At 73.6% G+C, this 24,578-nt stretch carries 23 protein-coding genes; 13 read left to right on the top strand and 10 right to left on the bottom strand.

Annotation, left to right across the window (positions count from 1 at the left end):
- Window positions 1–7: 7 nt before the first annotated feature.
- The gene (locus NLU66_RS00865; protein WP_259361075.1) at window positions 8–1,612 is read right to left on the bottom strand and encodes a S10 family peptidase; all 1,605 of its coding nucleotides are present in this window, start codon (window positions 1,610–1,612) and stop codon (window positions 8–10) included.
- 200 nt (window positions 1,613–1,812) lie between these two features.
- Here NLU66_RS00865 and NLU66_RS00860 point away from each other — a divergent pair, with 200 nt between their 5' ends.
- The 6 genes from NLU66_RS00860 to NLU66_RS00835 all read left to right on the top strand — a co-directional run bounded on the left by NLU66_RS00860 (window position 1,813) and on the right by NLU66_RS00835 (window position 9,516).
- Window positions 1,813–3,147 carry an ABC transporter substrate-binding protein gene (locus NLU66_RS00860; RefSeq protein WP_259361074.1) on the top strand — a complete coding sequence of 445 codons (1,335 nt, stop codon included), beginning with the start codon at window positions 1,813–1,815 and terminating at the stop codon, window positions 3,145–3,147.
- Window positions 3,144–4,028 (top strand): carbohydrate ABC transporter permease, encoded by an 885-nt coding sequence (locus NLU66_RS00855; RefSeq protein ID WP_259361073.1) that lies wholly within the window; start codon window positions 3,144–3,146, stop codon window positions 4,026–4,028. Before NLU66_RS00860 ends, NLU66_RS00855 begins: the two co-directional genes overlap by 4 nt.
- A complete protein-coding gene (locus NLU66_RS00850) occupies window positions 4,025–4,957 on the top strand; it encodes a carbohydrate ABC transporter permease (protein ID WP_259361072.1) in 933 nt (310 codons plus the stop codon). The genes NLU66_RS00855 and NLU66_RS00850 overlap by 4 nt, the downstream gene beginning before the upstream one ends.
- A 305-nt stretch (window positions 4,958–5,262) precedes the next feature.
- Window positions 5,263–6,630, top strand: a complete 1,368-nt coding sequence (locus NLU66_RS00845; protein WP_259361071.1) for a serpin family protein — start codon at window positions 5,263–5,265, stop codon at window positions 6,628–6,630.
- 91 nt (window positions 6,631–6,721) lie between these two features.
- On the top strand, window positions 6,722–8,452 hold the full coding sequence (locus NLU66_RS00840) for an ABC transporter ATP-binding protein (RefSeq protein ID WP_259361070.1): 1,731 nt from the start codon (window positions 6,722–6,724) through the stop codon (window positions 8,450–8,452).
- A 158-nt stretch (window positions 8,453–8,610) separates the two neighbouring features.
- Window positions 8,611–9,516 (top strand): lipase family alpha/beta hydrolase, encoded by a 906-nt coding sequence (locus NLU66_RS00835; protein ID WP_259361069.1) that lies wholly within the window; start codon window positions 8,611–8,613, stop codon window positions 9,514–9,516.
- Between the two features lie 64 nt (window positions 9,517–9,580).
- Here the strand turns inward: NLU66_RS00835 and NLU66_RS00830 are convergent, their stop codons facing one another.
- A complete protein-coding gene (locus NLU66_RS00830; RefSeq protein ID WP_259361068.1) occupies window positions 9,581–11,638 on the bottom strand; it encodes an alpha/beta fold hydrolase in 2,058 nt (685 codons plus the stop codon).
- 281 nt (window positions 11,639–11,919) lie between these two features.
- On the opposite strand from NLU66_RS00830, the gene NLU66_RS00825 reads away from it, so the two are divergent.
- On the top strand, window positions 11,920–13,137 hold the full coding sequence (locus NLU66_RS00825; protein WP_259361067.1) for a Gfo/Idh/MocA family protein: 1,218 nt from the start codon (window positions 11,920–11,922) through the stop codon (window positions 13,135–13,137).
- A 167-nt stretch (window positions 13,138–13,304) separates the two neighbouring features.
- Window positions 13,305–13,892 carry a nitroreductase family protein gene (locus NLU66_RS00820; protein WP_259361066.1) on the top strand — a complete coding sequence of 196 codons (588 nt, stop codon included), beginning with the start codon at window positions 13,305–13,307 and terminating at the stop codon, window positions 13,890–13,892.
- Between the two features lie 2 nt (window positions 13,893–13,894).
- Here the strand turns inward: NLU66_RS00820 and NLU66_RS00815 are convergent, their stop codons facing one another.
- From NLU66_RS00815 to rpmB, 7 genes are all read right to left on the bottom strand, one after another.
- Window positions 13,895–14,227, bottom strand: a complete 333-nt coding sequence (locus NLU66_RS00815) for a MazG nucleotide pyrophosphohydrolase domain-containing protein (RefSeq protein WP_259361065.1) — start codon at window positions 14,225–14,227, stop codon at window positions 13,895–13,897.
- A gap of 59 nt (window positions 14,228–14,286) precedes the next feature.
- Window positions 14,287–15,834 carry an FAD-dependent monooxygenase gene (locus tag NLU66_RS00810; RefSeq protein ID WP_259361064.1) on the bottom strand — a complete coding sequence of 516 codons (1,548 nt, stop codon included), beginning with the start codon at window positions 15,832–15,834 and terminating at the stop codon, window positions 14,287–14,289.
- Window positions 15,835–15,948: 114 nt separating this feature from the next.
- Entirely contained in the window at window positions 15,949–16,074 is a 126-nt protein-coding gene (ykgO, locus tag NLU66_RS00805; RefSeq protein WP_137769066.1) for a type B 50S ribosomal protein L36, read from the bottom strand.
- Complete coding sequence (locus NLU66_RS00800) at window positions 16,071–16,322, bottom strand: type B 50S ribosomal protein L31 (protein ID WP_259361063.1); 252 nt, start codon at window positions 16,320–16,322, stop codon at window positions 16,071–16,073. The genes ykgO and NLU66_RS00800 overlap by 4 nt, the downstream gene beginning before the upstream one ends.
- Window positions 16,323–16,357: 35 nt before the next feature.
- Window positions 16,358–16,663 carry a 30S ribosomal protein S14 gene (gene rpsN / locus NLU66_RS00795; protein ID WP_259361062.1) on the bottom strand — a complete coding sequence of 102 codons (306 nt, stop codon included), beginning with the start codon at window positions 16,661–16,663 and terminating at the stop codon, window positions 16,358–16,360.
- Window position 16,664: 1 nt separating this feature from the next.
- Window positions 16,665–16,832, bottom strand: a complete 168-nt coding sequence (gene rpmG, locus NLU66_RS00790) for a 50S ribosomal protein L33 (RefSeq protein WP_137769063.1) — start codon at window positions 16,830–16,832, stop codon at window positions 16,665–16,667.
- A 31-nt stretch (window positions 16,833–16,863) separates the two neighbouring features.
- Complete coding sequence (rpmB, locus tag NLU66_RS00785; protein ID WP_259361061.1) at window positions 16,864–17,100, bottom strand: 50S ribosomal protein L28; 237 nt, start codon at window positions 17,098–17,100, stop codon at window positions 16,864–16,866.
- 53 nt (window positions 17,101–17,153) lie between these two features.
- Between rpmB and NLU66_RS00780 the strand changes: the two genes are divergently transcribed.
- The 5 genes from NLU66_RS00780 to NLU66_RS00760 all read left to right on the top strand — a co-directional run bounded on the left by NLU66_RS00780 (window position 17,154) and on the right by NLU66_RS00760 (window position 23,952).
- Window positions 17,154–18,431 carry a CobW family GTP-binding protein gene (locus tag NLU66_RS00780; protein ID WP_259361060.1) on the top strand — a complete coding sequence of 426 codons (1,278 nt, stop codon included), beginning with the start codon at window positions 17,154–17,156 and terminating at the stop codon, window positions 18,429–18,431.
- A gap of 209 nt (window positions 18,432–18,640) precedes the next feature.
- Window positions 18,641–19,564 (top strand): ABC transporter permease, encoded by a 924-nt coding sequence (locus NLU66_RS00775; RefSeq protein WP_259361059.1) that lies wholly within the window; start codon window positions 18,641–18,643, stop codon window positions 19,562–19,564.
- A 1-nt stretch (window position 19,565) separates the two neighbouring features.
- The gene (locus tag NLU66_RS00770; protein WP_259361058.1) at window positions 19,566–20,525 is read left to right on the top strand and encodes an ABC transporter permease; all 960 of its coding nucleotides are present in this window, start codon (window positions 19,566–19,568) and stop codon (window positions 20,523–20,525) included.
- Window positions 20,522–22,189 (top strand): dipeptide ABC transporter ATP-binding protein, encoded by a 1,668-nt coding sequence (locus NLU66_RS00765; RefSeq protein ID WP_259361057.1) that lies wholly within the window; start codon window positions 20,522–20,524, stop codon window positions 22,187–22,189. Before NLU66_RS00770 ends, NLU66_RS00765 begins: the two co-directional genes overlap by 4 nt.
- A gap of 65 nt (window positions 22,190–22,254) precedes the next feature.
- Entirely contained in the window at window positions 22,255–23,952 is a 1,698-nt protein-coding gene (locus NLU66_RS00760) for an ABC transporter substrate-binding protein (protein ID WP_259361056.1), read from the top strand.
- A 15-nt stretch (window positions 23,953–23,967) separates the two neighbouring features.
- Here NLU66_RS00760 and NLU66_RS00755 read toward each other — a convergent pair whose 3' ends face one another.
- On the bottom strand, window positions 23,968–24,573 hold the full coding sequence (locus NLU66_RS00755; RefSeq protein WP_259361055.1) for a helix-turn-helix transcriptional regulator: 606 nt from the start codon (window positions 24,571–24,573) through the stop codon (window positions 23,968–23,970).
- Between the last annotated feature and the right edge of the window lie 5 nt (window positions 24,574–24,578).

Genomic DNA, 24,578 nt, shown 5'->3' with positions numbered 1-24,578 from the left:
GTTCGGATCAGGCGCCGACGGGCCCGCGGACGAGGTCCGCGAGGTGCTCCGAGAGCGCGAGGCGGCTCGGCTCGTGGCAGTACATCATGTGCCCGGCCTCGTAGTACTCGACGCGGATCCGCTGCTCGGCGACCTCGCGCGGGACCTGCAGATGCGCGAGCACGTGCTCGCTCGCATGGAACGGTGTCGCGGCGTCGTGGTAGCCGTGGGAGACGAGCACCCGGGTGTGCGGGCTGCGGCGCAGCAGTCGGGAGAGGTCCGTCGCGACCTCGACGGAGCGGCCCTCGAAGTCCTGGTAGCTCCACGGGTGCACGCGGCCGGCCATGATCTCGTAGACCACGTCGTCGCGGTAGCCGAGCTCGGTCGCGAGGTACTGGTTCAGCGCGCCCGTGTAGGCCGGGGCGAGCTGGTCGATCGACGGGTCCGTCTCCATCTGCGCGGCGTTGCGGTCCCCGGCGGGGGCGGTGAAGCGACCGTCGATCCGTCCCGTGACCAGGCCCTGGTCCCGCAGCAGCTCGGCGAGGAAGGCCATGTGCTCGACGCGCAGGTCCGCCTGCTCCACCCAGTCCGGGTCCACGCCGATCAGCGCGCCGATCCGGGCGGCGGCCTCGGCGACCTGCTCCGGGCCCAGGCGCAGGCCCGCCGCGAGCAGCGCGGGGTACTCCTGCTCCGCGAAGGCCTCCGCCTCGTCGACCACGTCCTGCAGCAGGCGGCCCTCGTGCTTGCCGTGCGCGTGCGCGATCGCGGCGTAGGTGGGCAGGTAGTGCACGAAGGGCCGGTCGTTCCCCGCCGTGAACTCGAGGGTTCCGAAGTCCAGCACCGGGGAGATCAGCGCGATGCCGGCGACCGCGACCCAGTACCGCTCGAACAGCCGGGCGGCGACCGCGGCGGCGCGTGTGGTCCCGTAGGACTCGCCGGCCAGGTGCACCGGCGAGCTCCAGCGGTCGTGCCGGGTCAGCCAGTCCACGACGAAGGAGGCGATGAGGTCGCGGTCCGCGGTGAGCCCGTGGTGGCGGTCGTGCTTCGCGCCGGGGACGGGGCGGGAGTAGCCCGTCGTCATCGCGTCGACCATGACGAGGTCCGCGTCGCGCAGCAGCGTCTCGGGATTGTCGACCAGGCCCCACGGCGGGCCGACGGGGGAGCCGGCGTCCCCGGCGACCACCCGGCGCGGGCCCAGCACGCCCAGGTGCAGCCACACGGTCGAGGCGCCCGGGCCGCCGTTGAAGGCGAAGACGACGGGCCGGGCGGCGTCGGCAACGGTGCCGTCGGCCCCGTCGGCCCCGTCGGCCGGCCGGGCGAGGTAGCTGACCGAGAACATCTCGGCGTAGGCGCTCGCGCGGCCGTACTCGCCGCCCTCGGGCTCCTCGCGCAGCACGACGGTGCCGGTCACGGCGCGATAGCGGAGGGGGCCGCCCGGGAGGTCGATGCTGTGCTCGGTCGTGACGAGGCGGTCGGCCGGGGTGCTGCGGTCGGTGCCCGACGTCGCGGCCGACGGACCCGTCGACGGGCCCGCGGAGGCCGAATCGGCTGTGCCGGGCGCGGCGGCGTCGCGGGAGGGAGCGGCGGGGGAGGCGTCCTCGGCGGGGGAGGGGGTGGCGGGCTCGACGTTCACGGGGCTCCTTCGCGCGGGTGGGTGCGGCTCGAGCCTACGACGGCCCGCGTCCCGGGTGCGGCGGGGCCGCGCTGCGACGGGCCCCGCGTGGTGAACGTTCCCGAACCGTGACTCGGGCCCGGCCGGGCAAATAGTGCATGCACACGGATTCGTGGGTAGGGTTGCCGCGACCTCGAGGACGAGGAATGAGAAGGAGAGCGATGAAGCCCCGTCTGACCCGGCGCTCCGCGCTGGTGGGAACAGGAGCGGCCCTGACGGCCGCCCTGGCCGCCTGCGCGCCGCCCAACCCCGGCGACGTCAACGCCGAATCCACCATCCCCGCGAGCGACGGCCCCGTCACCATCACCTACTGGGCCTGGCTGAAGGACCTCCAGAAGGTCGCGGACGTCTACAACGCGAGCCAGGACCGCATCCGCGTCGAGACGACCTGGATCCCCGGCGGCAACTCCGGCGGCTACGCCAAGATCCTCTCCGCGGTCTCCGCGGGCGGCGGTCCCGACATCGCCCAGGTCGAGCTGCGCTCGGTGCCCGAGTTCGCGCTCGCCGGCGCCCTCGTGAACCTCTCCCGGTACGGCTTCGACGACAAGCTCTCCGCCTTCGACCCCGGCGCGATCAGCCAGGCCAAGGTCGGCGACAACGTCTGGGGCGTCCCGCAGGACACCGGCCCCGTCGCGACCTTCTACAACCGCGAGGTCCTCGAGGGCGAGCTGGGCCTGAAGGCGCCCTCCACCTGGGACGAGTTCCGCGAGACCGCGGGCGCCGTCCAGGAGGCCGGGAAGACGCTCATCACGCTCGACCCCTCCGACGGCTCCCACCCCGTCGCCTGGGCCATGCAGTCCGGCGCCGTCTGGTACAGGCCCGAGGGTGACGGCTGGATCGTGAACATGGTCGACGACGCCTCCATGCGCGTCGCCGAGTTCTGGGACGGCATCCTCAAGGACAAGCTCGTCGGCACCGGCTACGGCGCCATGACCACCCCCTGGTACGCGGCGGCCGGCGACGACAAGGTGCTCGCCTCGATCTCCGGCTCGTGGTCCGACGCCCTCATCGAGACCGTCCCCGGCGGCTCCGGCAAGTGGGCCGTCGCCCCGATGCCCACCTGGGAGGACGGCTACGCCTCCGGCGCGCACGGCGGCTCCTCCGCCGCGGTGCTCTCCACCGCGAAGCACCCCGTCGAGGCGCTCGAGTTCCTCACCTGGATGTGCACCGACCCCGCCGGGATCGACGCGATGATCAAGTACTCCGGCATCGGCTGGTCCCCCGCGAAGGACTACATCGGCAAGATCCGCCAGGAGCCCTCCGAGTTCTTCTCCGGCCAGAACTACAACGAGGACGTCATCGTCCCCATGGCCGAGGGCCAGAACCTCGAATGGACCTGGGCGCCGCTCATGCAGCGCGCCATGGCGATCATCGGCGACGGCATGACGAACGCGGTCAGCGGCGAGGTGCCGCTCGTGGACATGCTCCCCGCCGCGCAGAAGGAGATCGTGGAGATCATGCAGGGCATGGGCCTGAACGCGGAGGAGGCACGATGAGGTCGAAGACCGCACCCTGGATCCTCATGGCACCGTTCCTGGTGCTCTTCATCGGCACCGTCGTGGTGCCGATCATCATGGCCGTCGGCTACAGCTTCACCACCGTGGAGCGCAGCGGGCTGCTGGGCGAGGACGGCGTCAAGAGCGTCTTCGCCGGCTTCGAGAACTACGCCGCGGCGCTGTCCAACGCGAACTTCATCGCCTCGATCGGGCGCATGATCCTGTTCGGCGTGGTGCAGGTGACCGTCATGATCGTCGCCGCGACCGTGCTCGCGCTGCTGCTCGAGAGCGCGAGCGCGAAGTGGCCGGGCTTCTTCCGCTCGACCTACTTCCTGCCCTACGGCATCCCGGGCGTCATCGCGACGATCCTGTGGTCCTTCCTCTACATCCCGGGCCTCAGCCCCATCGTGGACACCCTCGGGATCATCGGGATCGACGTCGACTTCCTCGCCCCGGGCGTGGTGCTGTGGTCGATCGCGAACATCGTGACCTGGACCTACACGGGCTACAACATGCTCATCATCATCGCGCAGCTGAAGGCGATCCCCGGTGAGCTCTACGAGGCGGCCCGCATCGACGGCGCCGGCACCTTCCGGGTGGTCAAGGACATCCAGCTGCCGCTGATCCGCCCGGCCCTCATGCTGACGATCATCTTCTCGATCATCGGCACTTTGCAGCTGTTCGCGGAGCCCCGCCTGCTGCAGACCATGAGCGCGGGCATCACCTCCGAGTACACGCCGAACATGTCGGCCTACGCCTACGCGTTCCAGTACAACGAGATCGGCATGGCGGCCGCGCAGGCCGTGATCATCGCCGTCTCCGCCTTCGTCCTCTCGGCCGTCGCCCTGGGGATCTCGCAGTGGATGGAGAAGCGCCGATGAGCACCACGACCAGCCCCCGTCCCGCGCAGAAGCCGGCCAAGCGCCGCACCCCCGCCGAGGACGGCCGCTCCGGCAGTCGCTCCGCGGGCCGCAGCCCGGCCGTCACGATCATCGTCACGGCGATCCTCGCGATCGTCGCGATCTACTTCCTGGTGCCCGTGTACTGGGTGATCGTCAACGCCACGAAGTCCACCGACGCCCTCTTCGGGACGAACGGCTTCTGGTTCGGCGGCGGCTTCCAGCTGTTCGAGAACCTCGGCAACGTGCTCACCGCCAACGGCGGGATCTTCCCCCGCTGGGCGCTGAACTCGCTGATCTACTCCGGCCTCGGCTCCGCGCTCGCGACCTACTTCGCGATCGCCGCCGGCTACGCCCTCGCGAAGTACGACTTCCGGGGCAAGAAGCTCGTCTACGCGATGGTGCTGGGCGGTGTGCTCGTGCCCGGCACGGCGACCGCGCTGCCGCTGTTCTTCCTGTTCAGCTCCGTGGGCCTGACCAACTCCTACTGGTCGGTGCTCATCCCCTCGCTCGTGAGCCCCTTCGGCCTGTTCCTCTCCTCCATCTACGCCAACGCGGCGGTGCCGGACGAGGTGCTCGAGGCCGGGCGGATCGACGGCGTGGGCGAGATCGCGCTGTTCCACCGGATCGCCCTGCCGCAGCTGGTGCCGGCGATCGTCACCGTGCTGCTCTTCCAGTTCGTGGGCATCTGGAACAACTACTTCCTGCCGCTGGTCATGCTCGCGGACGAGAAGCTGTACCCGATCACCCTGGGCCTGGACAACTGGCGCGCGCAGACGGACCGCCTGCCCGAGTTCTACCAGCTCACCGTGGGCGGCGCGCTGCTCTCGGTGATCCCGCTGGCGATCCTCATCCTGGTGCTGCAGCGCTTCTGGCGCGGCGGCCTCACGGAGGGCTCCGTCAAGGGCTGACGCCCCCGGAGCCGACGGGCAGCGCTGCGAGGCGGCGCCGCCCGTCGGCCCGCGCGCTGGGCGGCGCCGCCTCGACGCACACGAATTGGCGCCTGAGGGAGCATGATCCACGGATCATGCTCCCTCAGGTGCCAATTCTGTTGGAGGCAGCGGGAGGCGGCGGGAGGCAGCGGGAGGCCGCGGGGGCAACGGAGCCGCGGTGCCTGCGGGAGCACCGGGCGCTCCGGGAGGTCGCGGCGGCGTCGCGTATCCACCGCCCCGGCGCACGGGTGTGCGCGCCGGGGCGAGACGGGCAGGATGGGGGCATGGACGCCGCACTGCTGCCCTCCACCCGCCCCTCGCGCACACCGCTCGCGACGGCCCGACGGCGCAGCGTGCTCGGCGCCGGGCTCGTGCTCCCCGCCCTCGCGCTGGGCCTCGCGGCCTGCGGCGACGAGGGCTCCGCCGCCCAGCCGGACCTGCGCGCCGAGGTGGACCGCGAGGCGGCGGGCCCCGCGGAGGAGGTCGCGGCCGCTGTCCTCCCCTTCACCGCCCGGCTGCTCGCCGCGGCGGACCGCGAGGCCGTGAACCTCGTGTGCTCCCCGCTCTCCGCGCAGATCGCGCTCACCATGGCCGCGCTCGGCGCCGCGGGCAGCACCCGGGAGCAGACGGAGCAGGTGCTCGGCGGGGACGCCGAGACCATCGCCGCCGCCGCGAACACCCTCGACCAGGTGCTCGCCGCCGTGGGGGAGGAGGAGCGCGAGGAGGACGATCCGGACGCGGCGGAGCCCGCCGTGGCCTCCCTCGCCTGCGCCACCTGGGCGCAGGAGGGCTTCGACGCCGGGCAGGACTACCTCGACGCGCTCGCCCGCTGGTTCGGCAGCGGCGTCTGGACCGCGGACTTCACCGCCGACGGCCCCCGCGAGAAGGCCCGCACCCGCATCAACGACTGGGTCGAGGAGGAGACCGCGGGCCTCATCGAGGAGCTCGTGCCGCAGGGCATGCTCACCGAGGCCACCCGGCTCGTGCTCGTGAACACCCTGCACCTCAAGGCCGCCTGGCCCAGCCCGCTCACCCTCGAGGACGGTCCGTTCACCCTCGACGGCGGGGAGGAGGTGACGACGCCGATGCTCCACGGCGACGCGCGCGGCTGGTACGAGGACGAGCTCTGCACCGCGACCGCCCTGCCCACCGAGGGCGACGACCTCGGTCTCGCGCTCGTGCGACCCGCCGGCGCCGCGCAGGAGCTGCTCGACGCGTGGGCGGAGACGGCCGACGGCGCCGCGGATCCCACCGCCGAGGGGCTGGGCGCGGTGCTCGCCGGGATCCGCGGCACCTCGGACACGGTTGCCCTCACCGTCCCGACGATCGACCTCGGCTGGGACGGGGACCTCGTCCCGGTGCTGCAGGAGCTCGGCATGGAGGCGCCGTTCACCGATGACGCGGACTTCTCCGGCATCACGTCGGAGGAGCAGCTCCGGATATCCGGTGTGGTGCAGAAGGCCGTGATCACCGTCGACGAGGAGGGCATGGAGGCCGCCGCGGCGACGGCAGTGAGCGTCGGCGCGACCTCCGCGCCCGCCGAGCCGAAGGCGCTCGTGATCGACGCGCCCTACGTGCTCGTCGCCTTCGAGAGCTCGACCGGCGCGCCGCTCGTCGTCGGCCGGGTCGGGGACCCGCGCGCGACGCGCTGAGCGCCCCGTCCCCGCCGGGTCCCGTCGCCCGGTGCCGACGGGTGTCGGAAAAGCGGGAGCGTCCGTCGGCCCGCTGTGAGAGGTTCAGGCCGTGGGCATCTTCGCAGTGGGGGCATGGAGCATCCGGCAGGCGTGGGCGGCGGCGCCGCGCATGGTCGTGGGCGCGGTCGTGCTCGCCCTGCTCGTCGCCGCGGTGCCTTCCCTGCAGGTGCTGCTCATGGCGGACTTCGTGGGCGCACTCACCGGGGCCGACGCCTTCGCCGACGTCGCCGCGCCCTTCGCGGGCCTCGTGCTGCTCATCGCCTTCACCGGCCCCGTCGAGGCGATCGCCGGGACGCTCCAATGGCGGGTCGTGGACCTCATCGGCCTGCGCGCGAAGCGGGAGGTCGCCGCGACCCTCGCGACGCTCCCGCCCACCGTGCTCGCGGACCCGGCCGCGGCGGCGGAGATCGAGGCCGGCAACAAGGCCGCGGAGGACGAGATCTCCTTCCTCTACCCCTTCGTGCTGAGCCTCGTGCGGGACGTGCTCTCCGTGCTCGGCGTGTTCGTCACGCTCGCCACGATGAGCCCGCTCGCGGCGGTGTTCGTGCTGGTCTCGCTCGTCCCGATGCTCGTCGCCTCGCAGCGGATCACGCTCATCAGCTCCCGCATGTGGGACGACGTCGGCAAGCTGTACTGGCGCTCCCGCTACCTCCACCAGCACCTCGTCACGACCGCCTCCTCGATCGAGCTGACCTCGCTCGGCGCGAACGCGAAGATCTCCGCGCAGGTGGCGGGGACGGTGGGCCGCATCACCGCCCGCAAGGCGCAGACCTACCTGCCGATGCTCTCCTGGCGCCTGCTCGCGGGCCTCGCGACCTCGCTGCTGCTCGCCGGGGCGCTCGCCGCGCTCGTCGTCGGCGTGCACTACGGGCCCGCCGCGGCGGGCGGCGTCTACGGGGTCATGGCGGCGATGGGCGCCGTGGGGTCCCTCGGCCAGAACCTCGGCAACATCGTCGAGGGCGGCGCGCCGTTCGAGCGCTACCGCACCCTGCTCGCCATGCGGAGCGAGGAGCGCGCGCCCTCGGTCGCCCCGGAGGCGCGCTCGCTCGTGGTCCGCGGCGTCACCCACACCTACCCGGGGAAGGAGACGCCCGCGCTGCAGGGCCTGGACCTGCGGATCGACCGCGGGAGCATCGTCGCGCTCGTCGGCGTGAACGGCGCGGGGAAGACGACCGCTGTCGGCGCGATCGTCGGCACGATCGACCCGGAGTCGGGGGAGATCGAGATCGACGGCCGCCGCCGCGAGGACATGCCCTTCCAGGACTGGGTGGGGCACTTCGGCACGCTCACGCAGGAGTTCGGCCGCTACGAGCTGACGGTGCGGGAGTCGCTGGTGCTGGGCACGCCCCGCACCGACGTCACCGACGAGGAGCTCTGGGCGGCGCTCGAGGCGGCGAACTCCGCGAGCATGGTGCGGGGCTTCGAGGGCGGGCTGGACCAGCAGCTCGGCTCGCAGTGGGAGGGCGGCGTGGGCCTCTCCGGCGGGCAATGGCAGCGGCTCTCGCTCGCCCGGATCCACCTGCGCGCCGCCCCGATCTGGATCCTCGACGAGCCCACGAGCGCGATCGACGCGGAGGCCGAGCAGGAGATCTTCCGGGAGCTGCAGCGCAGCCGCTCCGAGCGCATCACGATCGTCGTCTCGCACCGCGCGTGGACCCTGCGCGGCATGGACGAGATCCTCGTGGTGGACGAGGGGCGGGTCGTCGAGCGGGGCCGCTACGACGAGCTGCTCGCGAGCGGCGGCCGCTTCGCGGAGATCTTCGCCGAACAGGCCGCCTGAGTCGAGCGCAGAGCGCTGACCTGGGTCGATGCAGGGCCACGGGTCGATGTACGGATGCCCCTTCCAGGCGGAGGGGCGGCCTGCTACGGTCCCGCAGCAAGCCGGTGACCGATGAGTAACGTGGCTCTCGGATGCTCCCGGCGGACCAGGAGATCACCATGACCGACCCGTCCCCGACCCTGCCCCGACCGCTGCTGCGACGGCGTCCCTCGCGCCCGCTGCTCGCCCTCCTCGCCGCGATCGTCGCCGTCCTCGCCCTCGCCGCCGCGCCGACGACGCGCGCCGACGCCCTCGGCATCAGCCCGCCCGGCGCGAACGACTGGGACTGCGTCCCCTCCGCCGAGCACCCCGAGCCCGTGGTCCTCGTCAACGGCACCTTCGAGACCATGGCGAAGAACTGGTGGACCCTCGCGCCCGTCCTCGCCGACGCCGGCTACTGCGTCTACGCCTTCGACTACGGTGTCACCCACGTCGTCCCTGCGACGGGCCCCGTGCGCGACTCCGCGACCGAGCTCGGCACCTTCGTGGACCGCGTGCTCGGCGCGACCGGCGCGCAGGAGGTGGACCTCGTGGGCCACAGCCAGGGCGGCATGATGCCCCGCTGGTACATCGGCTTCCAGGGCGGCGCCGCGAAGGTCGACGACCTCGTCGGCATCGCCCCCTCGAGCCACGGCACCCAGGGCCTGATCGTCCGCGACGACGACGGCGAGGGCAGCGCGCTCGCCCACGCCGACCAGGGCGTGGCCTACCGGACCTGCGCCGCCTGCATCGACCAGCAGGCCGGAAGCGCCTTCATGCAGGAGCTCGCCTCGATCCCGGACACCGTCCCCGGCGTCGACTACACCGTCATCTCCACCGAGCACGACGAGATCGTCACGCCCTACACGTCGCAGGCGCTCGACGGCCCCGAGGACCAGGTCACCAACCTCGTCCTCCAGGACCTCTGCCCGCGCGACCCCTTCGCGCACGACCAGAGCCCCAACGACCCCGTGGTGCACCAGATCGTGCTCGACGCCCTCGACCAGGACGGCCCCGCGAGCAAGGACGTGAGCCCCACCTGCTGAGCGTCATCGGTCGACGGGACCCCGCTCGTGCGGGGCCCCGTCGGCCGGTGGGTGAGGTCGCGGATCAGCCGAGCGTCGCGGGACGCTCCGTGTGCTCGCCGCGCACGTGCTCGTCGAGGAAGGCCAGGAAGGTCTCGTACCAGACCTGCGCATTGCCGCGGCCCAGCACCCAGTGGCCCTCGTCGGGGAAGTACAGGAACCGGTGGCGGGTGCGGCCGTGCTCGTCCTTGGGCGTTGCGGAGAAGGTGAGCAGGTCGTACCAGAGGGCGTGGCCCTGGGAGATCGGCACCCGGTAGTCCTTGTCGCCGTGGATGACGAGCATCGGCACCTCGATGTCGGCGACGCTCGCGCTCGGGTCGAAGCGGTCGTTCTGGGTGCGCATCGGCGGCTCCCAGCCCGCGTTGTCCGTGGTGCGGCCCATGACGCGGGTGTCCCACAGGGACGCGTGGGTGACGATGCAGCGGAAGCGGTCACCCGTGTGCCCGGCGACCCAGTTCGCCATGTAGCCGCCGTAGCTGCCGCCCGCGAAGGCGGTGCGCTCGGCGTCGACGTCCGCCCGGGCGATCGCGGCGTCGGTGAGCGCCATGACGTCCGTGAACGGGGCGCCGCCCAGCTCGTGCTGGCCGCGCTCGATCATCGACTGCCCGTAGCCGGTGGAGATGGCCGGGTCCGGCAGCAGCACCGCGTAGCCGGCGGCGACGAACGGGTCCGGGTTCCAGCGCCAGGTCCATGCGTTCCACGACCCCCAGGGGCCGCCGTGCGCGAAGACGACGAGCGGGTGCGGGCCCTCGCCCTCGGGGAGCCGCAGCCAGGCGCGCACGCCCGTGCCGTCCTCCCCGGTCGCGGTGACCTCGGTGAGCGTGCCGGGGGAGACGGGCTGCGGGGAGTGAGCGCCGGCGGGGTGGGGGAGCTCCGTGACCGCGCCGGTCGCGGGATCCACCCGCACGGGGCGCGGCGCGGAGGCGACCCCGGAGACGGAGGCGATGATCGCGCCGCCCGCCACCGAGATCCCTGCGGGGCTGAGGTCCTGGTCGGGGCCGAAGGCGAGCAGGCGCGGAGCGGCGTCCTCGAGGCCGCCGATCCACAGCGAGCCGCGGCCGGTGTCGTCGCTCTCCGCGACGAGGGTCGTGTCGTCCAGCCAGATCGGCTGCACCCAGCGGTCCAGCTCCGGCCAGAGCTCCGTGAGGTCCCCGGTCCCGAGGTCCAGCAGCAGGGGGCGCACGTCGAGGGAGGCGCTCCCGCTCCAGGTCTGCTCGCGGGAGACGACGGCGCGGCGGCCGTCCGGGCTGAAGGAGACGGGGGAGTGCTCGACCTCGGCGGTGCCAGGGACGATCAGGCGCGGCGCCTCGGCACCGGTGAGGTCCACGAGGTGCAGGTCCGGCACGCCCAGCAGCTCGCCCACGGAGTCCTGCATCGCGACGAGGGCGCGGGTGCCGGCGTCGTCCGCGACCCAGTCGACGAGGCGGCCCGGAGGGAGGGTCACGTGCCGGAAGCGCAGCACCGAGCGGGAGGTGTCCTTCTCGTCGGAGCCCTCGGCGTCCGTGTCGCCGTCCTCCTCGACCGCCGCGGCGGTCCAGAGGTCCCGGGGGAGCTCGGCGACGGCGAGCACCTCGCGCGCCGGGCCCAGGTCATCGCTCCAGTAGCGGGTGGGGAAGCCGTCGTGCAGTACGGCGGTGACCTTCGCGTCCTCGCGCCTGCTCGACAGCTCGCGGTGCTCGGCCTCGGTCGTGGCCTGGGAGTGCACGGAGAGCTGGGCGACGAGCGCGTCCTTGCCCAGGTGCAGGTCGCCGAAGCCTCCGGGTCGGGAGGCGAGCTCGCGGGCCTCGCCGCGCGGCGGCAGCGCCCACAGCTGGGCGTCCTCCGCCTCGGAGCCGTCCTCGCCGGTGCGCTTCGCGGTGAAGAAGGTGGTGCCGTCCTCCGCGAGGGCGACGGATCCCACGGAGGCGTCGCCGCGCGTGAGGGTGAGCAGGCCGGCGTCGGTGATCTCGACGAGCCCTGTGCGATAGGCGGTGCCCTTGGCGTCGGGGCGGGAGACCTTCGCGACGACCCTCCCGCCCCGGGTGGTGAGCAGCGCGCCCAGGCGGGCGGCATCGAGCAGAGCGGTGAGCGGGCTGGATGACATCGGGGGTGAGGACCTCTCCGGAGCGACGGCACTGACCCGTCGACACTACGACCGACGGCCCGGCGGGGTGCGGGCGCCCGGGGGACCGTAACCACTCCGGGACCTCGGGCGGTGGGGCCGACGGCGCGGCGGAGGGTCCCGGCCGGATCGCGTGGGCCCGCGAGCCTCGGGAGGATCCCGGCCGGATCCCTTGACCGCCCCCGGGAGCGCCGATAGCGTCGCGTGAAAGGTTTTGCGCCAGCCGGTGCGATCCGCCGTCGGACGCAGAGAAGGACCTCGCCATGACCCCGCTCGACCCCGCCGCCGCAGCCGAGCCCACTGAGGACCTGCGCATCGGCGTCATCGGATTCGGCATGCGCCACTCCGTCGCGCTCCACGCCCATCGACCGGGGGACGGGTCGCGGATCACCGTGGTCGCCGATCCCAGCGAGCGCGGCCGCGAGACCGCGCGGGAGGAGATCGGCGCCGAGGTCGCGACCGTCGGGAGCGTCGAGCAGCTGCTCGCCGAGCACGAGGTCGACGCGGTCATGATCCTCACCCCGGACTTCGCGCACGCCGAGGTCGCCCTCGCGACCCTCGGCGCGGGACTGCCCACCTTCTGCGAGAAGCCGCTCGCGATCCGGCTCGAGGACGCGGACGCGATGCTCGCGCTCGCCGCGGAGAAGCGCGCCCGGCTGTACATCGGCCACAACATGCGGCACATGCCCGTGGTGCGGCAGATGAAGGCGATCGTGGACTCGGGGCGGATCGGGCGGGTGCGCGCGATCTGGTGCCGCCACTTCGTGGGGACCGGCGGCGACTTCTACTTCAAGGACTGGCACGCCGAGCGGGCGAAGGCGACGAGCCTGCTGCTGCAGAAGGGCGCGCACGACATCGACGTCATCCACTGGCTCGCAGGCGGCTACACCCGCCGCGTCTCCGGCATCGGTGACCTCGCCGTGTACGGGGACGTCACGGACCGCCGCGACAACAGCGACCGCCGCATGTGGGACTGGTACGACGAGGACTCCTGGCCGCCCGCGGCGCAGAAGGAGCTGAACCCCGTGATCGACGTCGAGGACATCTCCATGCTGCAGATGACCCTGGACAACGGGGTGCTCGCCTCCTACCAGCAGTGCCACTTCACCCCGGACTACTGGCGGAACTACACGGTGATCGGGGACGCCGGGCGGATCGAGAACATGGGGGACGGCAGCGGCGACCAGATCCACATCTGGGAGTCCCGCCGCTCCGGGCCCGGCCGGCCGGACGCGGTCGAGGTCGTCGCACGGGCGGAGGACACCGACGGGGGCCACGGCGGCGCGGATCCGCGGCTGGTCGCCGAGTTCCTGCGCTTCGCCCGCAGCGGCGGCGCGACCGACGTCTCCGCCCTCGCGGCGCGCGAGGCCGTCGCGACGGGGATCCGCGGCGCGGAGTCGATCCGCAGCGGCGGCGTGCCGCTCGAGGTGCCGCCCGTGCCGGAGGAGCTCCGCGCCTACTTCGACGGCGGGCAGGCCTGAGCCGACGCCCGTGCGGTGAGGCCCGCTGACGTGCCCGCATGACGGGGTGCGTCACCCTGCCTTCAAGGTGGGCTTGGGGGAGTGCTAACGTGCGCTTCGGGCGACCGGGAGGTCGGCGACGGCGCTCCCGCCGCCCCGCCGTGACCGCACCCGGAAGGACCCGCCCCGTGACCGCACTCGACACCGAGCCCCGCAACGCCACCAGCGTCCCCCTCGCCCCGCTGCTCGCCGAGCGCTGGAGCCCCCGCGGGTTCGCGACCGGTCACGAGCTGAGCGACGACGAGCTCACGAGCCTCGTCGAGGCCGCCCGCTGGACGCCCTCCTACTTCAACCAGCAGCCCTGGCGCCTCGCGGCCGCCCGCCGCGGCACCGCGCTGTTCGACGGCATCGTCGCCACCCTCGCCGAGTTCAACCAGCTGTGGATGCGGCGCGTCTCCGCGCTCGTCGTGCTCGTGACCGAGACCGAGCGCGACGGCGAGGCGGTCCCCTACGCCCTCTACGACGCCGGCCAGGCCGCCGCGCACCTCAGCGTGCAGGCCGCCCACCTGGGCCTCTGGGCCCACCAGGCCGCCGGCTTCGACAAGGACGCGATCGCGACCCTGCTGGACCTCGACCCGGCCCAGCTCCCGCTGACGGTCATCGCGATCGGTGAGCACACCACCGCCGAGGACGTCCCCGAGAAGATCCGCGAGCGGGACGCCGCCCCGCGCGCCCGGCGCCCCCTCGACGAGGTCCTGCTGGCGCCGCTCGCCTGAGCTCAGACGCCTGCCGCGGCGCCGTCGGCCGCCTTCTCGTACCGGAACCACTTGCCGGTGACCGCCTCGACGGGGTCGATGCCCCTCTGCACCGCGTAGACGAGGCACATGCCGAGCACGTCGCCCACCTCGTCCCGCAGGGCCTGCTGCTTCGCCGCGTCGTCGAGCCCGCGCTCACGGCTCTGGCCGGAGGCGTTCAGGTGCGCCTGGGCGAGCTCCCCCACCTCCTCGGTGAGCTTGAGCAGCGCCCACTCGGCCGAGCGGTCGAAGCCGTGGACCTCCGCGTACTGGGTGGAGAGCTTCTCGATGCGGGCGGTGATCTCGTGGAGGTCCATGACCGGACCCTATGCCGGGCGCCCCCAGCACGGGCGACGGCGCCGCGGGCGGCCCGCCGTCAGCCCCGGAACCCGTAGGCCGTGAGCGCGGCGGTGACGTCGGAGGTCGCGGCGGCGCCCGCATGCAGCGGCCAGGCCGCCGCGACATAGCCGTCCGGCCGCACGAGGTACAGCGTGTAGGAGCGGAGCCGGCCTCGCGGATCCGCCGGGAAGGCGAGCGGGCCCTCCACGGCCTCCGGCACCGCAGGGCGCTCGGCGATCGCCCCGCCGTAGGTGTGCAGCTGCCAGCCGCCCGATCGCAGCGCCTCCCGGTTCACCGCGAGCACCGGCAGACGGCGCCCCACCGCGGGATCCGAGGCCCACTGCGGCAGCACCGCCCCGCGCGGCACCGGGTGGTAGTGGATCCGGTACTGGCCCAGCAGCCCGCCCAGCCACGGCCCCGCCGCCGAGCGCAGCACCCGCGGGGCGAGAACGGCGATCACGTCCCGCGCGCGCCGGCGCACGAAGGCGGTGCCCCTGCCCGGGCGTGCGATGAGGCCGAACGCGCGGTCCACGGCCGTGATGAGGGCGAGCGCGACCGGCCGGCGCTCCTGCTCGTAGCGCGCGAGCTGGGCGGGATCGCGCAGGCCGGAGGCGATATCCGCGAGCAGGTGCGCGAGATGGTGGGCGTCCTGCAGGCCCGTGTTCATGCCCTGCCCGCCCACGGGGGAGTGCACGTGCGCGGCGTCCCCGGCGAGGAACACGGGCCCCACGCGGAAGCGGCTCGCGAGGCGATGGTGCACCCGGTAGGCGGAGAACCAGTCCACGCGCCCGTAGCGGATCCCCAGGTCGTCGCGCGCCCCGGCGAGAGCCTCCTCCTGATCCGGATCGGTGCCGCCGTGCAGCCAGATCAGGCGCGCATGACCGCCCGGGCCCAGCGGGAACAGGATCGCGAAGCGCTGCTCACCGACGTGCGCGGAGAGCGCATCGTCCGGGGCGCCCTCCACGTCGTGGAGATCCGCGACGCAGAAGGTCGCCTCGTCGGTGTCGCCGTCGAAGGAGAGGCCCAGGTGGTGGCGCACAGGGGAGCTCGCGCCGTCCGCGCCGATCAGCCAGCGGGCGTGCACGCGCGTCGCCGTGCCGGTGGCATCGGTGGGGGAGGGGGCCAACCGCGCCTCGACGCCCTCCTCCGCGGGGCCGTCGGCCGTGAAGGACTCGAGCTCCACGCCGTAGCACACCGGGCAGCCCTCCGCGGCGAGCGCCTCGGAGAGCAGGGCCTCGGTGCGGGACTGCTCGAAGATGCGGGCGCCGGGGAAGAGGGTGTCCCGCTCCTGCGCACGGGCGAAGTCCGCCTCGACGGGACGGTCCCCGCCCTTGATGCGGAGGCGGCCGGCGAGCTGCGCGCTCTCGAGCACGGGGCCCGCGAGCCCCAGCTGGTCGAGGATCTCGACGCTGCGCGCCTGCACCACGATCGCGCGGGATTCCCGCGTGGGGCCCGGCTTCGGATCCACCACGAGCACGCGCAGGCCGCGGCGTTGCGCGACGAGCCCGGCCATGAGGCCGGTGGGCCCGGCGCCCGCGACGAGCACGTCGACCTCGGCGGGAATGGCGTCCGCGGTGCGCGTCATCGGGGCCTCGTCTCGGATGGAGCGGGTGATGCGTCCACGGTAGACCCCGGGGCGGGCCGACGTCGGCCCCGGTCGTGGGCCCGGCGCGACGGCCGGGCCCACGTCGGCAGGGCGTCAGCCCTTCTGGCGGCCCTTGAAGCGGGGCTCCTGCTTGTTGATGACGTAGAGGCGGCCGCGGCGTCGCACCACCTGCGCTCCCGGGCGCGCGGCCAGGGAGCGCAGGGAGCTGCGGACCTTCATCGGGCGCTCTGCCCGTAGCGGCGGCGGAACCGCTCCACGCGGCCGGCGGTGTCGAGCACCTTCGCCTGGCCCGTGTAGAACGGGTGCGAGGCGGAGGAGACCTCGACGTCGATCACGGGGTAGACTTTGCCGTCCTCCCAGGTGATCGTGCGCTCCGAGGTCGCGGTGGAGCGGGTGAGGAAGGCGAAGTCGGCGCTCGCGTCGCGGTAGACGACGGGCCGGTAGTCGGGGTGGATGGACTGCTGCATGGGGTGTCCTCCTGTGAGGGTGGGGTGAGCGGGGCTCACCAGCTGGACGTGGTGATTCCGGGCAGCTCGCCGCGGTGGGCGAGCTCCCGGAAGCGCACGCGGGAGAGGCCGAAGGTGCGCAGGTGGCCGCGGGGGCGGCCGTCGACCGCGTCGCGATTGCGCACCCGGGTGGGGCTCGCGTCCCGCGGGAGCCGCTGCAGCGCCCGCTGGGCGAGCAGCTTCTCCGCGAGGGGGACGGCGGGGTCCTTGATCGTGCGCTTGAGGGCGTCGCGCTGCTCGGCGTGCCGGGCGACGGTCGCGCGGCGGCGCTCGTTCGCCGCGATCTTCGAGGTCTTCGCCATCTCAGCGCTCCTCGCGGAACTCGACGACGGCCCGCACCCGCGGATCGAACTTGCGCATGGTGAGCCGGTCCGGGGTGTTCCGGCGGTTCTTGCTGGTCATGTAGGTGAATCCGGTGCCGGCGGTGGAGCGCAGCTTCACGGTGGTGCGCACGTCGTTCTTCCGGGCCATGGGGGCCTCCGTTCAGGGGTGGGGCGGGGTGTCAGATCTTCTCGCCGCGGGCGCGGATCCGGGCGACGACCGCCTCGATGCCGTGGCGGTCGATGGTGCGCAGGCCCTTGGCGGAGACCTGCAGGCGCACGGTGCGGCCCAGCGAGGGGACGTAGAACCGCTTGGACTGGATGTTGGGGTCGAAGCGCCGCGGGCTGCGGCGGTTCGAGTGGGAGACGGACCGGCCGAAGGTGGGGACCGCTCCCGTGACTTGACAGCGCATGGACATGACCCGGGATACTAGTAATGAGAATGATTATCGTCAAGCGAGGAGGTGCTCGGATGACCGGGAGCCAGAAGGACGGACGTCGGGCCGACGGGAGCCGGGCCGGGACGGGCCCGACCGATGGGGGACGGGCTGGCGGGGAGCGGGCCGAGGCGGGTCGCGAGGCCTGGACGTCGGCCGACGGGGCGGCGACCACAGGTCGCGAGATCCCCCAACGGTCCGCGGGCCCCGCGCATTCCCGGGACGGCGCCGCACCCACCCTGCCTGTCGCCGTCGTCACGGCGATCGACCCCGTGCTGCGCGGCGGGCTCGTCGCGAGCCTGCTGCTGGACGTGCCCGGCGCCGTCGAGCTGCGCTACACCGTGGACGCCGAGGCCGGCTCGCTGCGCCGGCTGATCGTCTCGGCGGCCGGCGTGATCGAGGAGCAGGAGGTCGAGCTGGACCACCCGTGCGTCTCCTGCGCCATGCGGGAGGACGCCGTCCCCGCGCTCGACCGCCTCGCCGGGGATCCGCGGATCCAGGCGGTGCTGCTCTCACCGCCGCTGAGCGCCGAGCCGGAGATCGTGGTCGGGACGCTCCTCGCCCACCAGCGCCGCTGGCACCTCTCCGGCGCCGCCGCCGTGCTCGCCGCCGCGAGCGCCCGCGAGGACCTCCTCGGCGACGACACCCTCGCCGAGCGCGGCGTGACCTGGGCGCTCGAGGACCATCGCAGCGTGGGAGAGGCGCTCGCCGCCCAGCTCGAGTACTCCCCGCTCATCGTCGCGGACATCGCCCCGAGCGCCGAGGCGGAGGCCGGGCTCGAGCTCGTCGAGCACCTCCGCGCCGCCGATCAGCTGCTCGTCACCGACCCCTACGCGGTGGATCCCGCCCTGCTGCTCGGCGGGCTGCTCGACCATGCCGCGGGGCTGCGCCGCCGTGACCCCCGCAGCGTCGAGTCCCACGGCGGGCCCACGGCGCACGGCACCTGGACCCTCGACCTCTCCTCCGAGCGCCCTTTCCACCCCGAGCGGCTGCTCGAGCACATCGAGGCCCTCGGCGGGGGAGCGCTGCGCAGCCGCGGGCGCTTCTGGGTGCCGGACCGTCCCGGCACCATCGCCCGCTGGGACGGCGCCGGCGGCCAGGTCTCCGTGGGCGCCCATGCCGACTCCGGCCGCGACCTGCCCACCACACGGCTCGTCGTCACCGGGGTGGTGCCGGCGGACGCCGACCGGGTCCACCGCGCCTTCGTGCGCAGTCTCGTCACCCCGGAGGAGTGGGCGCGCGGGCTCGCGCCCTGGATGGACCGGGAGGACGTGCTCGCCCCCTGGCTCGGGGAGCGCGGCGCCCGCGTCTGAGCGAGTGGCGCGGGGTGGGTGACGCCGGCCGTCGGCGCCCCCGCCCCGCCCTCGCGCGCCCGAATGTGACGGCGTGTGCACAGGTCCTCGCGGGATCCGTCGCGGCGCCCCTACTGTCTCTCTCGAACCACCACTTATGGCGCACATAAGCACACCTGCGGTGGCGAGCGGGGCCGGAGCGATCCGGCCGGAGACGGAAGGGGAGCACGATGCGATTCGTGGCCCGGCGCCTGCTGCACGGCGCCCTCGTGGTGTGGGCCGCCTACACCGTGACCTGGCTGCTGCTGTTCCTGCTGCCCAGCGACCCCGTCTCGATCATGCTCACCGGATCCGGGAACGCCTCCCCGGAGACCCGCGCCGCCCTCGAGGCCAAGTACGGCCTGGACCGGCCCCCGTTCCTGCAGTACCTCCTGCTGCTGGGCCGCGCCGCGACCGGTGACCTCGGCGACTCGATCGAGTACGGCCGCCCCGTCACCGACATCGTGCTCGGCGCCGTGCCCTACACCGTGCAGCTCGGCCTCGCCGCGCTCGCCGTGAGCATCGTCGTGGGCCTCGGCGTCGCCCTCCTCGCCAACACCGCCCGGGCCGCCTGGCTGCGCACGATCCTCTTCTCGCTGCCCTCGGTGTTCCTCTCCTTCCCCGTGTTCCTCACCGGCCTGCTGCTCGTGCAGGTCTTCGCCTTCTCCCTGCACCTCCTGCCCGCCGTGGGCACCACCGGCTGGAAGTCCCTGCTGCTGCCCGCGCTCACCTCCGGCATCCCCGCGAGCGCCGCGATCGCCCAGGTCACCACCGCCGCCATCCGCGACTACCTCGAGTCGCCGCAGGCCTCCTACCTGCGCGCCCGCGGTGTCACCCGGCCGCAGATCCTCCTCGCCCACGCCCTGCGCAACGCCCTCGTCCCCGCCATGACCATCCTCGGCATGCAGGTGGGCGGCATCCTCGCCGGCGCCGTCATCACCGAGACGGTCTTCTCCCGGCAGGGCCTGGGCCGTGTGCTCCAGGCGGGCGTGCTCAGCCAGGACATCCCGCTCGTGCAGGGCGTCGTCGTCCTCTCCGCGCTGCTGTTCGTGCTCAGCAGCCTCCTCGTGGACCTCGTCCACCCGCTCATCGACCCGCGCGTGAGGAAGGCCTGAGATGACCGAGCGCACCCTGCTCCTGGACGGCGAGGCCCTCGTCCCCGCGACCGAGGACCGCCTCCCGTCGGCACCGACGCGGACCGCCGCGACCGCCGCACCGGCCGGGGAGGCCTCGACCGCGTCGGCCCGTCGGCCCCGCGCCGACCCGACCCTGCGCCGCGAGCTGCGCTCCCCGAGCCTGCTCGCCGCCCTCGCACTCCTCGTCGCGATCCTCCTCGCGGCGATCTCCCCGGGGCTGTTCACCTCCCACGACCCGTACACGACGGACGTGCTGCACAAGTTCGGCGCCCCGAGCGCCGCGCACTGGTTCGGCACCGACGGCCTGGGCCGCGACCAGTTCTCCCGCTTCGTGCACGGCACGGCGAACACCCTGGTCGCCTCGATCGTCGCGGTCCTGATCGGGGTCGGCGTGAGCGCCGTGCTCGGCGTGCTCGCGGGCTACTTCCGCGGCGTGCTCGACGAGGGCGTCTCCCGCCTCGTGGACATCTTCCTCGCCGTGCCCGGCATGCTCGTCTCGCTGCTGCTGGTCACCGCGCTCGGCTTCGGCACCGCCCAGATCGCGATCGCGGTGGGCGTCGGCTCGATCGCCTCCTTCACCCGGATCCTGCGCTCCGAGGTGCTCGAGGTGAGCGGGCGGGACTTCGTCACCGCCTCGCGGGTCAACGGCCTGCCCTGGCGCCGCACGCTCACCCGCCACGTGCTGCCGCACTCCCTGGGACCGATCCTCGCGCTGGTCCCGCTGCAGTTCGGCGAGTCGGTGCTGCTGATCTCCTCGCTGAGCTTCCTCGGGTTCGGCGTCCAGCCGCCCGAGCCGGAGTGGGGCGTGATCGTGGCCGACGGTCGCACCTACCTCTCCACCGCTCCCTGGCTCGCGCTCATCCCCGGCGCGCTGATCGCGCTCGTGGTGCTCTCCGCCAACCGCCTCGGCGTCTTCCTGGGAAGGACCCTCCGGCCGTGACCACCACCGACGCGCCCCTCCTGCAGGTCCGTGACCTGCACGTCTCCTACCGTCGCCACGGGGTGGAGGTTCCCGCCGTGCGCGGCGTGGGCCTCGCGCTCGGGCGCGGCGAGCGGCTCGCCGTGATCGGCGAGTCCGGCTCCGGGAAGTCCACGCTCACCCAGGCGCTGCTCGGCATCCTCCCGCCGAGCGCCTCCGTGCACGCCGAGGCCGTGACCCTCGACGGCGTCACCGTGCAGGACGGCGAGCAGGGCCTCCCCGAGAAGGAGTGGCTGCCGCTGCGTCGCGGCCGCATCGCCTACGTCCCTCAGGACCCGAACATCGCCCTGAACCCGGTGGCGCGGATCGGCCGGCAGCTCGCCGAGGCGATCCGCCTGTGCGAGCCGGAGCTCGAGCGGGCCGCCCGGCCGCGCCGCGCGGTGCAGCTGCTCGAGGAGGTGGGGATCGAGGACGCCGCCCGTGTCCACGACGCCTACCCCCACCAGCTCTCCGGCGGGCAGCGCCAGCGGGTGCTGCTCGCGGCCGCGCTCGCCGGCGACCCGGTGCTGCTCGTCGCCGACGAGCCGACGAGCGGTCTCGACGTCGAGGTGCAGAAGCGCGTGCTCGATCTCCTCGACGAGATCGTCGAGCGCACGGGCGTGGGCGTCGTGCTCGTGACCCATGACCTCGCCGTCGCCGCCGGCCGCTCCGACCACCTCGTGGTGCTCGAGGGCGGGCGGATCGTCGAGCAGGGCCCCACCGCCCAGGTCGTCGCGGCCCCGCGGCATGCGACCACGCGCCTCCTCCTCGACGCCGTGCCGCGCCTGCGGGTGCACGAGCGGGACGCGGCGCCGGAGCCTGCCGGGGCCGACGGCGGCGCGGCTGCCGGCGGTGCCGGTGCGACGGTGCGCGTCGAGGGGCTCACCCGCACGTACCACGTGCGCGATCGCCGGGGCCGACGGGCCGTGCACGCGGTGCAGGGCGTCGACCTCGAGATCCCCGCGGGCACCACCTACGGGCTCGTGGGCCAGTCCGGCTCCGGGAAGTCGACCATCGGCCGCCTGCTCGCGGGCATCGACCGGCCCGACGCCGGCGACGTGCTCATCGGCGGTCGCGCCCTCACCCGTGGTCCCCGCGAGGAGCGGCGCGCCGCGGCCCGCGCGGTGCAGTACGTCTTCCAGAACCCCTACGGCTCCCTCGACCCGCGCCACACGATCCGGCGGATCCTCGCCGAGCCCCTCGAGGGCGCCGGCCTCCCGCACCGGGGTGCCGAGGCGGAGGCGCGGCTGCGCGAGGCGGTCGAGGCCGTCGCGCTCCCCACGGCGACGCTCGACCGCCGCCCCGGTGAGCTCTCCGGCGGGCAGCGCCAGCGCATCGCGATCGCCCGCGGCATCATCACCCGCCCGGCGCTGCTCGTGCTCGACGAGCCGGTCTCCGCCCTCGACGTCTCCGTCCAGGCGCAGGTCATCGAGGTAATCGGCCGGGTCCAGCAGGAGGTCGGCATGACCTGTCTGTTCATCTCCCACGACCTCGCGGTCATCAGCGAGATCTCCCACCGCGTGGGCGTGCTGCGCCGCGGCGAGCTCGTCGAGGAGGGCACCCCCGTCCAGCTCCTCACCGCCCCCGCGCACGAGTACACGCGCCGCCTCGTCGAGGCCGCGCCCGTGCTCGCCCCCGCCGTCTGACCCGACCCGCCCCGCACGTCCACCCCGCACGACCCACCGCATCCCCCTGCCCGGAAGGACCCCTCATGACCACCGATCGGCCCACCCCGCTCCGCCTGCCCCTGCTCACCCGCCGCGAGGCCGGCGGCCTCGGCGCCGCCGTGCTCGGCGCGCTCGGCCTCGCCGCCTGCAGCTCCTCGAGCGCGGAGGACGCGGCCGGCGCCTCCGAGTCCGATCGCGTCGACGGCGGCGACCTCACGATCTACCACGCGAACATCACGGTGCTCGACCCCCGCCAGAACCACGGCATCGTCGGCCGCGCCCTCGCGGACTCGCTCGTGGACGCGGATCCGGGGACCGGGGAGATCCTGCCCTGGCTCGCGACGGAGTGGACCACCTCCGAGGACGGCCTCACCTACACCTTCACCCTCCGCGACGACGTCACCTTCTCCGACGGCACCCCACTCACCGCCGAGGTCGTGAAGACGAACCTCGACCAGTCCGCCCAGCAGGTGACCGACGGTGAGGGCTGGTACTACCAGGGCCTCTTCGACCACTACACGGGCACCGAGGCGACCGGTGAGCACGAGGCCACCGTGACCTTCGAGAAGCCGAACCCCTCCTTCCTGCCCACCCTCGCGACCGGCCAGCTCGCGATCCTCGCGCCCTCCGCCTTCGACCTCACCTACGAGGAGCGGGACAACGGCGAGTACGTCGCCTCCGGCCCGTTCGTGCTGGACTCGTACACCCCCAACGAGGGCATCGTCCTGCGCCGCCGCGAGGACTACGCCTGGAACGCGGGCGGGGCGAGCCACGAGGGCGCCGCGAGCGTCGAGACGATCACGATCTCCTTCGTGGACGAGCAGAGCGTGCGCGAGAGCGCCCTCCAGGCGGGGGAGACGCTCATCGCCCAGAACCCCACGACCGCCGTCGCGGACCAGCTCGAGGCCTCCGGCTACGCCCTCACCTACCGGGCGCAGTCCGGCATCCCCTACAGCCTCGTGCTGAACCTCGCGACCCCGGCGCTGCAGGACATCGCCGTGCGCCGCGCGCTGAGCTCCGCGATCGACCGCGCCGCGATCGCCTCCGGCGTGACCGGGGAGCGCCAGCCCGCCTCGACGAGCGTGCTCACGCCGATCACCACCGGCCACGCGGACGTCTCCGACCTGCTCGGCTACGACCTCGAGGGCGCGAGCGCCCTGCTCGAGAAGGCCGGCTGGACCGCCGGGGCCGACGGCATCCGCGAGAAGGACGGGGAGCGGCTGAGCTTCGAGCTGATCCTGTGGTGGGAGCCGCAGGAGGTCTCCGATGCGCTCCAGCTCATCAAGGAGCAGGTCGCGAAGGCCGGCATCGAGATCACCGTGCGGGAGGACATCGGCGGCGCGGGCGGCTCCTGGCGCGACGGCAAGAGCCAGCTGCACCTGAACAACGCGACCCGCGCGGCCGGCGAGCTCGCCCTGTACTCGCAGTACACGAACGAGAACTTCGAGTCCGCGAGCCTCATCGAGGGGGTGGACTTCGGGCGCACGCTCGACGAGTTCACCGAGGCGGGGAACCTCAGCGAGCTCGTGACCAAGCAGGTCACCGAGGCGGATGAGGCCACCCGGGACGACCTGCTCGCGCAGGCGCAGCGGATCATCGTGGGCGACGCGATCCGCATCCCGCTGTTCGACAACATCAACAGCGAGTCCGGCTTCTTCGCCTCCGCGCCCACCGTGCACGGGCTCCGCTCGAGCACGCTCTCCGAGCTGGTCCTCGCCGACGTCTGGATCAGCGAGGGCTGAGCCCGGCGGGGCGCGTCAGCCCGGATGGGCGCGGCGCGCCTCGCGGTCGAAGACCATCACCACCTCGCAGGGGCGGGAGTCCGCGGCGCCCAGGGCGTGCGGGAGCATCGTCGGGAACTCGGCCACGTGGTCCCGCTCGACCCGCACGCTGCGGGTGCCCAGGTGCAGCAGCGCCGTGCCGGAGAGGACGAGCAGCCACTCCCGACCGGGGTGGGCGCGCTGGGCGGAGGTCATCGTGGCCGGTGCGCCGCTCGCGGCGCCCGGCGTCCCCGCGGGGGTGCCGGGCGGGGCGGTGAAGCGGCGGCGCAGCACCGTCGTGTCCGGGCTGTCGCGGAGCGTCCAGCGCAGCCCGCCGTCCTGGCCGTGGTCGCGCACGGGGGCGATGACGACGTCCTCCGCCTCCGTCGCGACGAGCTGGTCCAGGCTCGTGTCCAGGGCGCGGGAGAGCAGCACCAGCTGGTCCAGGGCCAGGCGGCGGGAGCCCGTCTCGAGGCGGGAGAGGGTCGCGGGGGAGAGGTGCGTGCGCTCGGCGAGGTCGCCGAGGCTCAGGCCGCGGGCGAGGCGCAGCGCCCGCAGGCGTTTGCGCACGAGGTCGTCGACGACCGAGGTCTCTTGCGTCATGCGCA

The sequence above is a fragment of the Brachybacterium sp. NBEC-018 genome (assembly GCF_024860185.1).
GTDB classification, from domain to species: Bacteria; Actinomycetota; Actinomycetes; order Actinomycetales; family Dermabacteraceae; genus Brachybacterium; species Brachybacterium rhamnosum.
This window is presented reverse-complemented; position numbering and strand designations above follow the sequence as displayed.

Excerpts from the sequence above, each read along its gene's own strand:
- NLU66_RS00860 (WP_259361074.1), top strand. The coding sequence starts at position 1,813 with ATGAAGCCCCGTCTGACCCGGCGCTCCGCGCTGGTGGGAACAGGAGCG.
- NLU66_RS00855 (WP_259361073.1), top strand. The coding sequence starts at position 3,144 with ATGAGGTCGAAGACCGCACCCTGGATCCTCATGGCACCGTTCCTGGTG.
- NLU66_RS00850 (WP_259361072.1), top strand. The coding sequence starts at position 4,025 with ATGAGCACCACGACCAGCCCCCGTCCCGCGCAGAAGCCGGCCAAGCGC.
- NLU66_RS00845 (WP_259361071.1), top strand. The coding sequence starts at position 5,263 with ATGGACGCCGCACTGCTGCCCTCCACCCGCCCCTCGCGCACACCGCTC.
- NLU66_RS00835 (WP_259361069.1), top strand. The coding sequence starts at position 8,611 with ATGACCGACCCGTCCCCGACCCTGCCCCGACCGCTGCTGCGACGGCGT.
- NLU66_RS00830 (WP_259361068.1), bottom strand. The coding sequence starts at position 11,638 with ATGTCATCCAGCCCGCTCACCGCTCTGCTCGATGCCGCCCGCCTGGGC.
- NLU66_RS00825 (WP_259361067.1), top strand. The coding sequence starts at position 11,920 with ATGACCCCGCTCGACCCCGCCGCCGCAGCCGAGCCCACTGAGGACCTG.
- NLU66_RS00815 (WP_259361065.1), bottom strand. The coding sequence starts at position 14,227 with ATGGACCTCCACGAGATCACCGCCCGCATCGAGAAGCTCTCCACCCAG.
- NLU66_RS00810 (WP_259361064.1), bottom strand. The coding sequence starts at position 15,834 with ATGACGCGCACCGCGGACGCCATTCCCGCCGAGGTCGACGTGCTCGTC.
- ykgO (WP_137769066.1), bottom strand. The coding sequence starts at position 16,074 with ATGAAGGTCCGCAGCTCCCTGCGCTCCCTGGCCGCGCGCCCGGGAGCG.
- NLU66_RS00800 (WP_259361063.1), bottom strand. The coding sequence starts at position 16,322 with ATGCAGCAGTCCATCCACCCCGACTACCGGCCCGTCGTCTACCGCGAC.
- rpsN (WP_259361062.1), bottom strand. The coding sequence starts at position 16,663 with ATGGCGAAGACCTCGAAGATCGCGGCGAACGAGCGCCGCCGCGCGACC.
- rpmG (WP_137769063.1), bottom strand. The coding sequence starts at position 16,832 with ATGGCCCGGAAGAACGACGTGCGCACCACCGTGAAGCTGCGCTCCACC.
- rpmB (WP_259361061.1), bottom strand. The coding sequence starts at position 17,100 with ATGTCCATGCGCTGTCAAGTCACGGGAGCGGTCCCCACCTTCGGCCGG.
- NLU66_RS00780 (WP_259361060.1), top strand. The coding sequence starts at position 17,154 with ATGACCGGGAGCCAGAAGGACGGACGTCGGGCCGACGGGAGCCGGGCC.
- NLU66_RS00775 (WP_259361059.1), top strand. The coding sequence starts at position 18,641 with ATGCGATTCGTGGCCCGGCGCCTGCTGCACGGCGCCCTCGTGGTGTGG.
- NLU66_RS00770 (WP_259361058.1), top strand. The coding sequence starts at position 19,566 with ATGACCGAGCGCACCCTGCTCCTGGACGGCGAGGCCCTCGTCCCCGCG.
- NLU66_RS00760 (WP_259361056.1), top strand. The coding sequence starts at position 22,255 with ATGACCACCGATCGGCCCACCCCGCTCCGCCTGCCCCTGCTCACCCGC.
- NLU66_RS00755 (WP_259361055.1), bottom strand. The coding sequence starts at position 24,573 with ATGACGCAAGAGACCTCGGTCGTCGACGACCTCGTGCGCAAACGCCTG.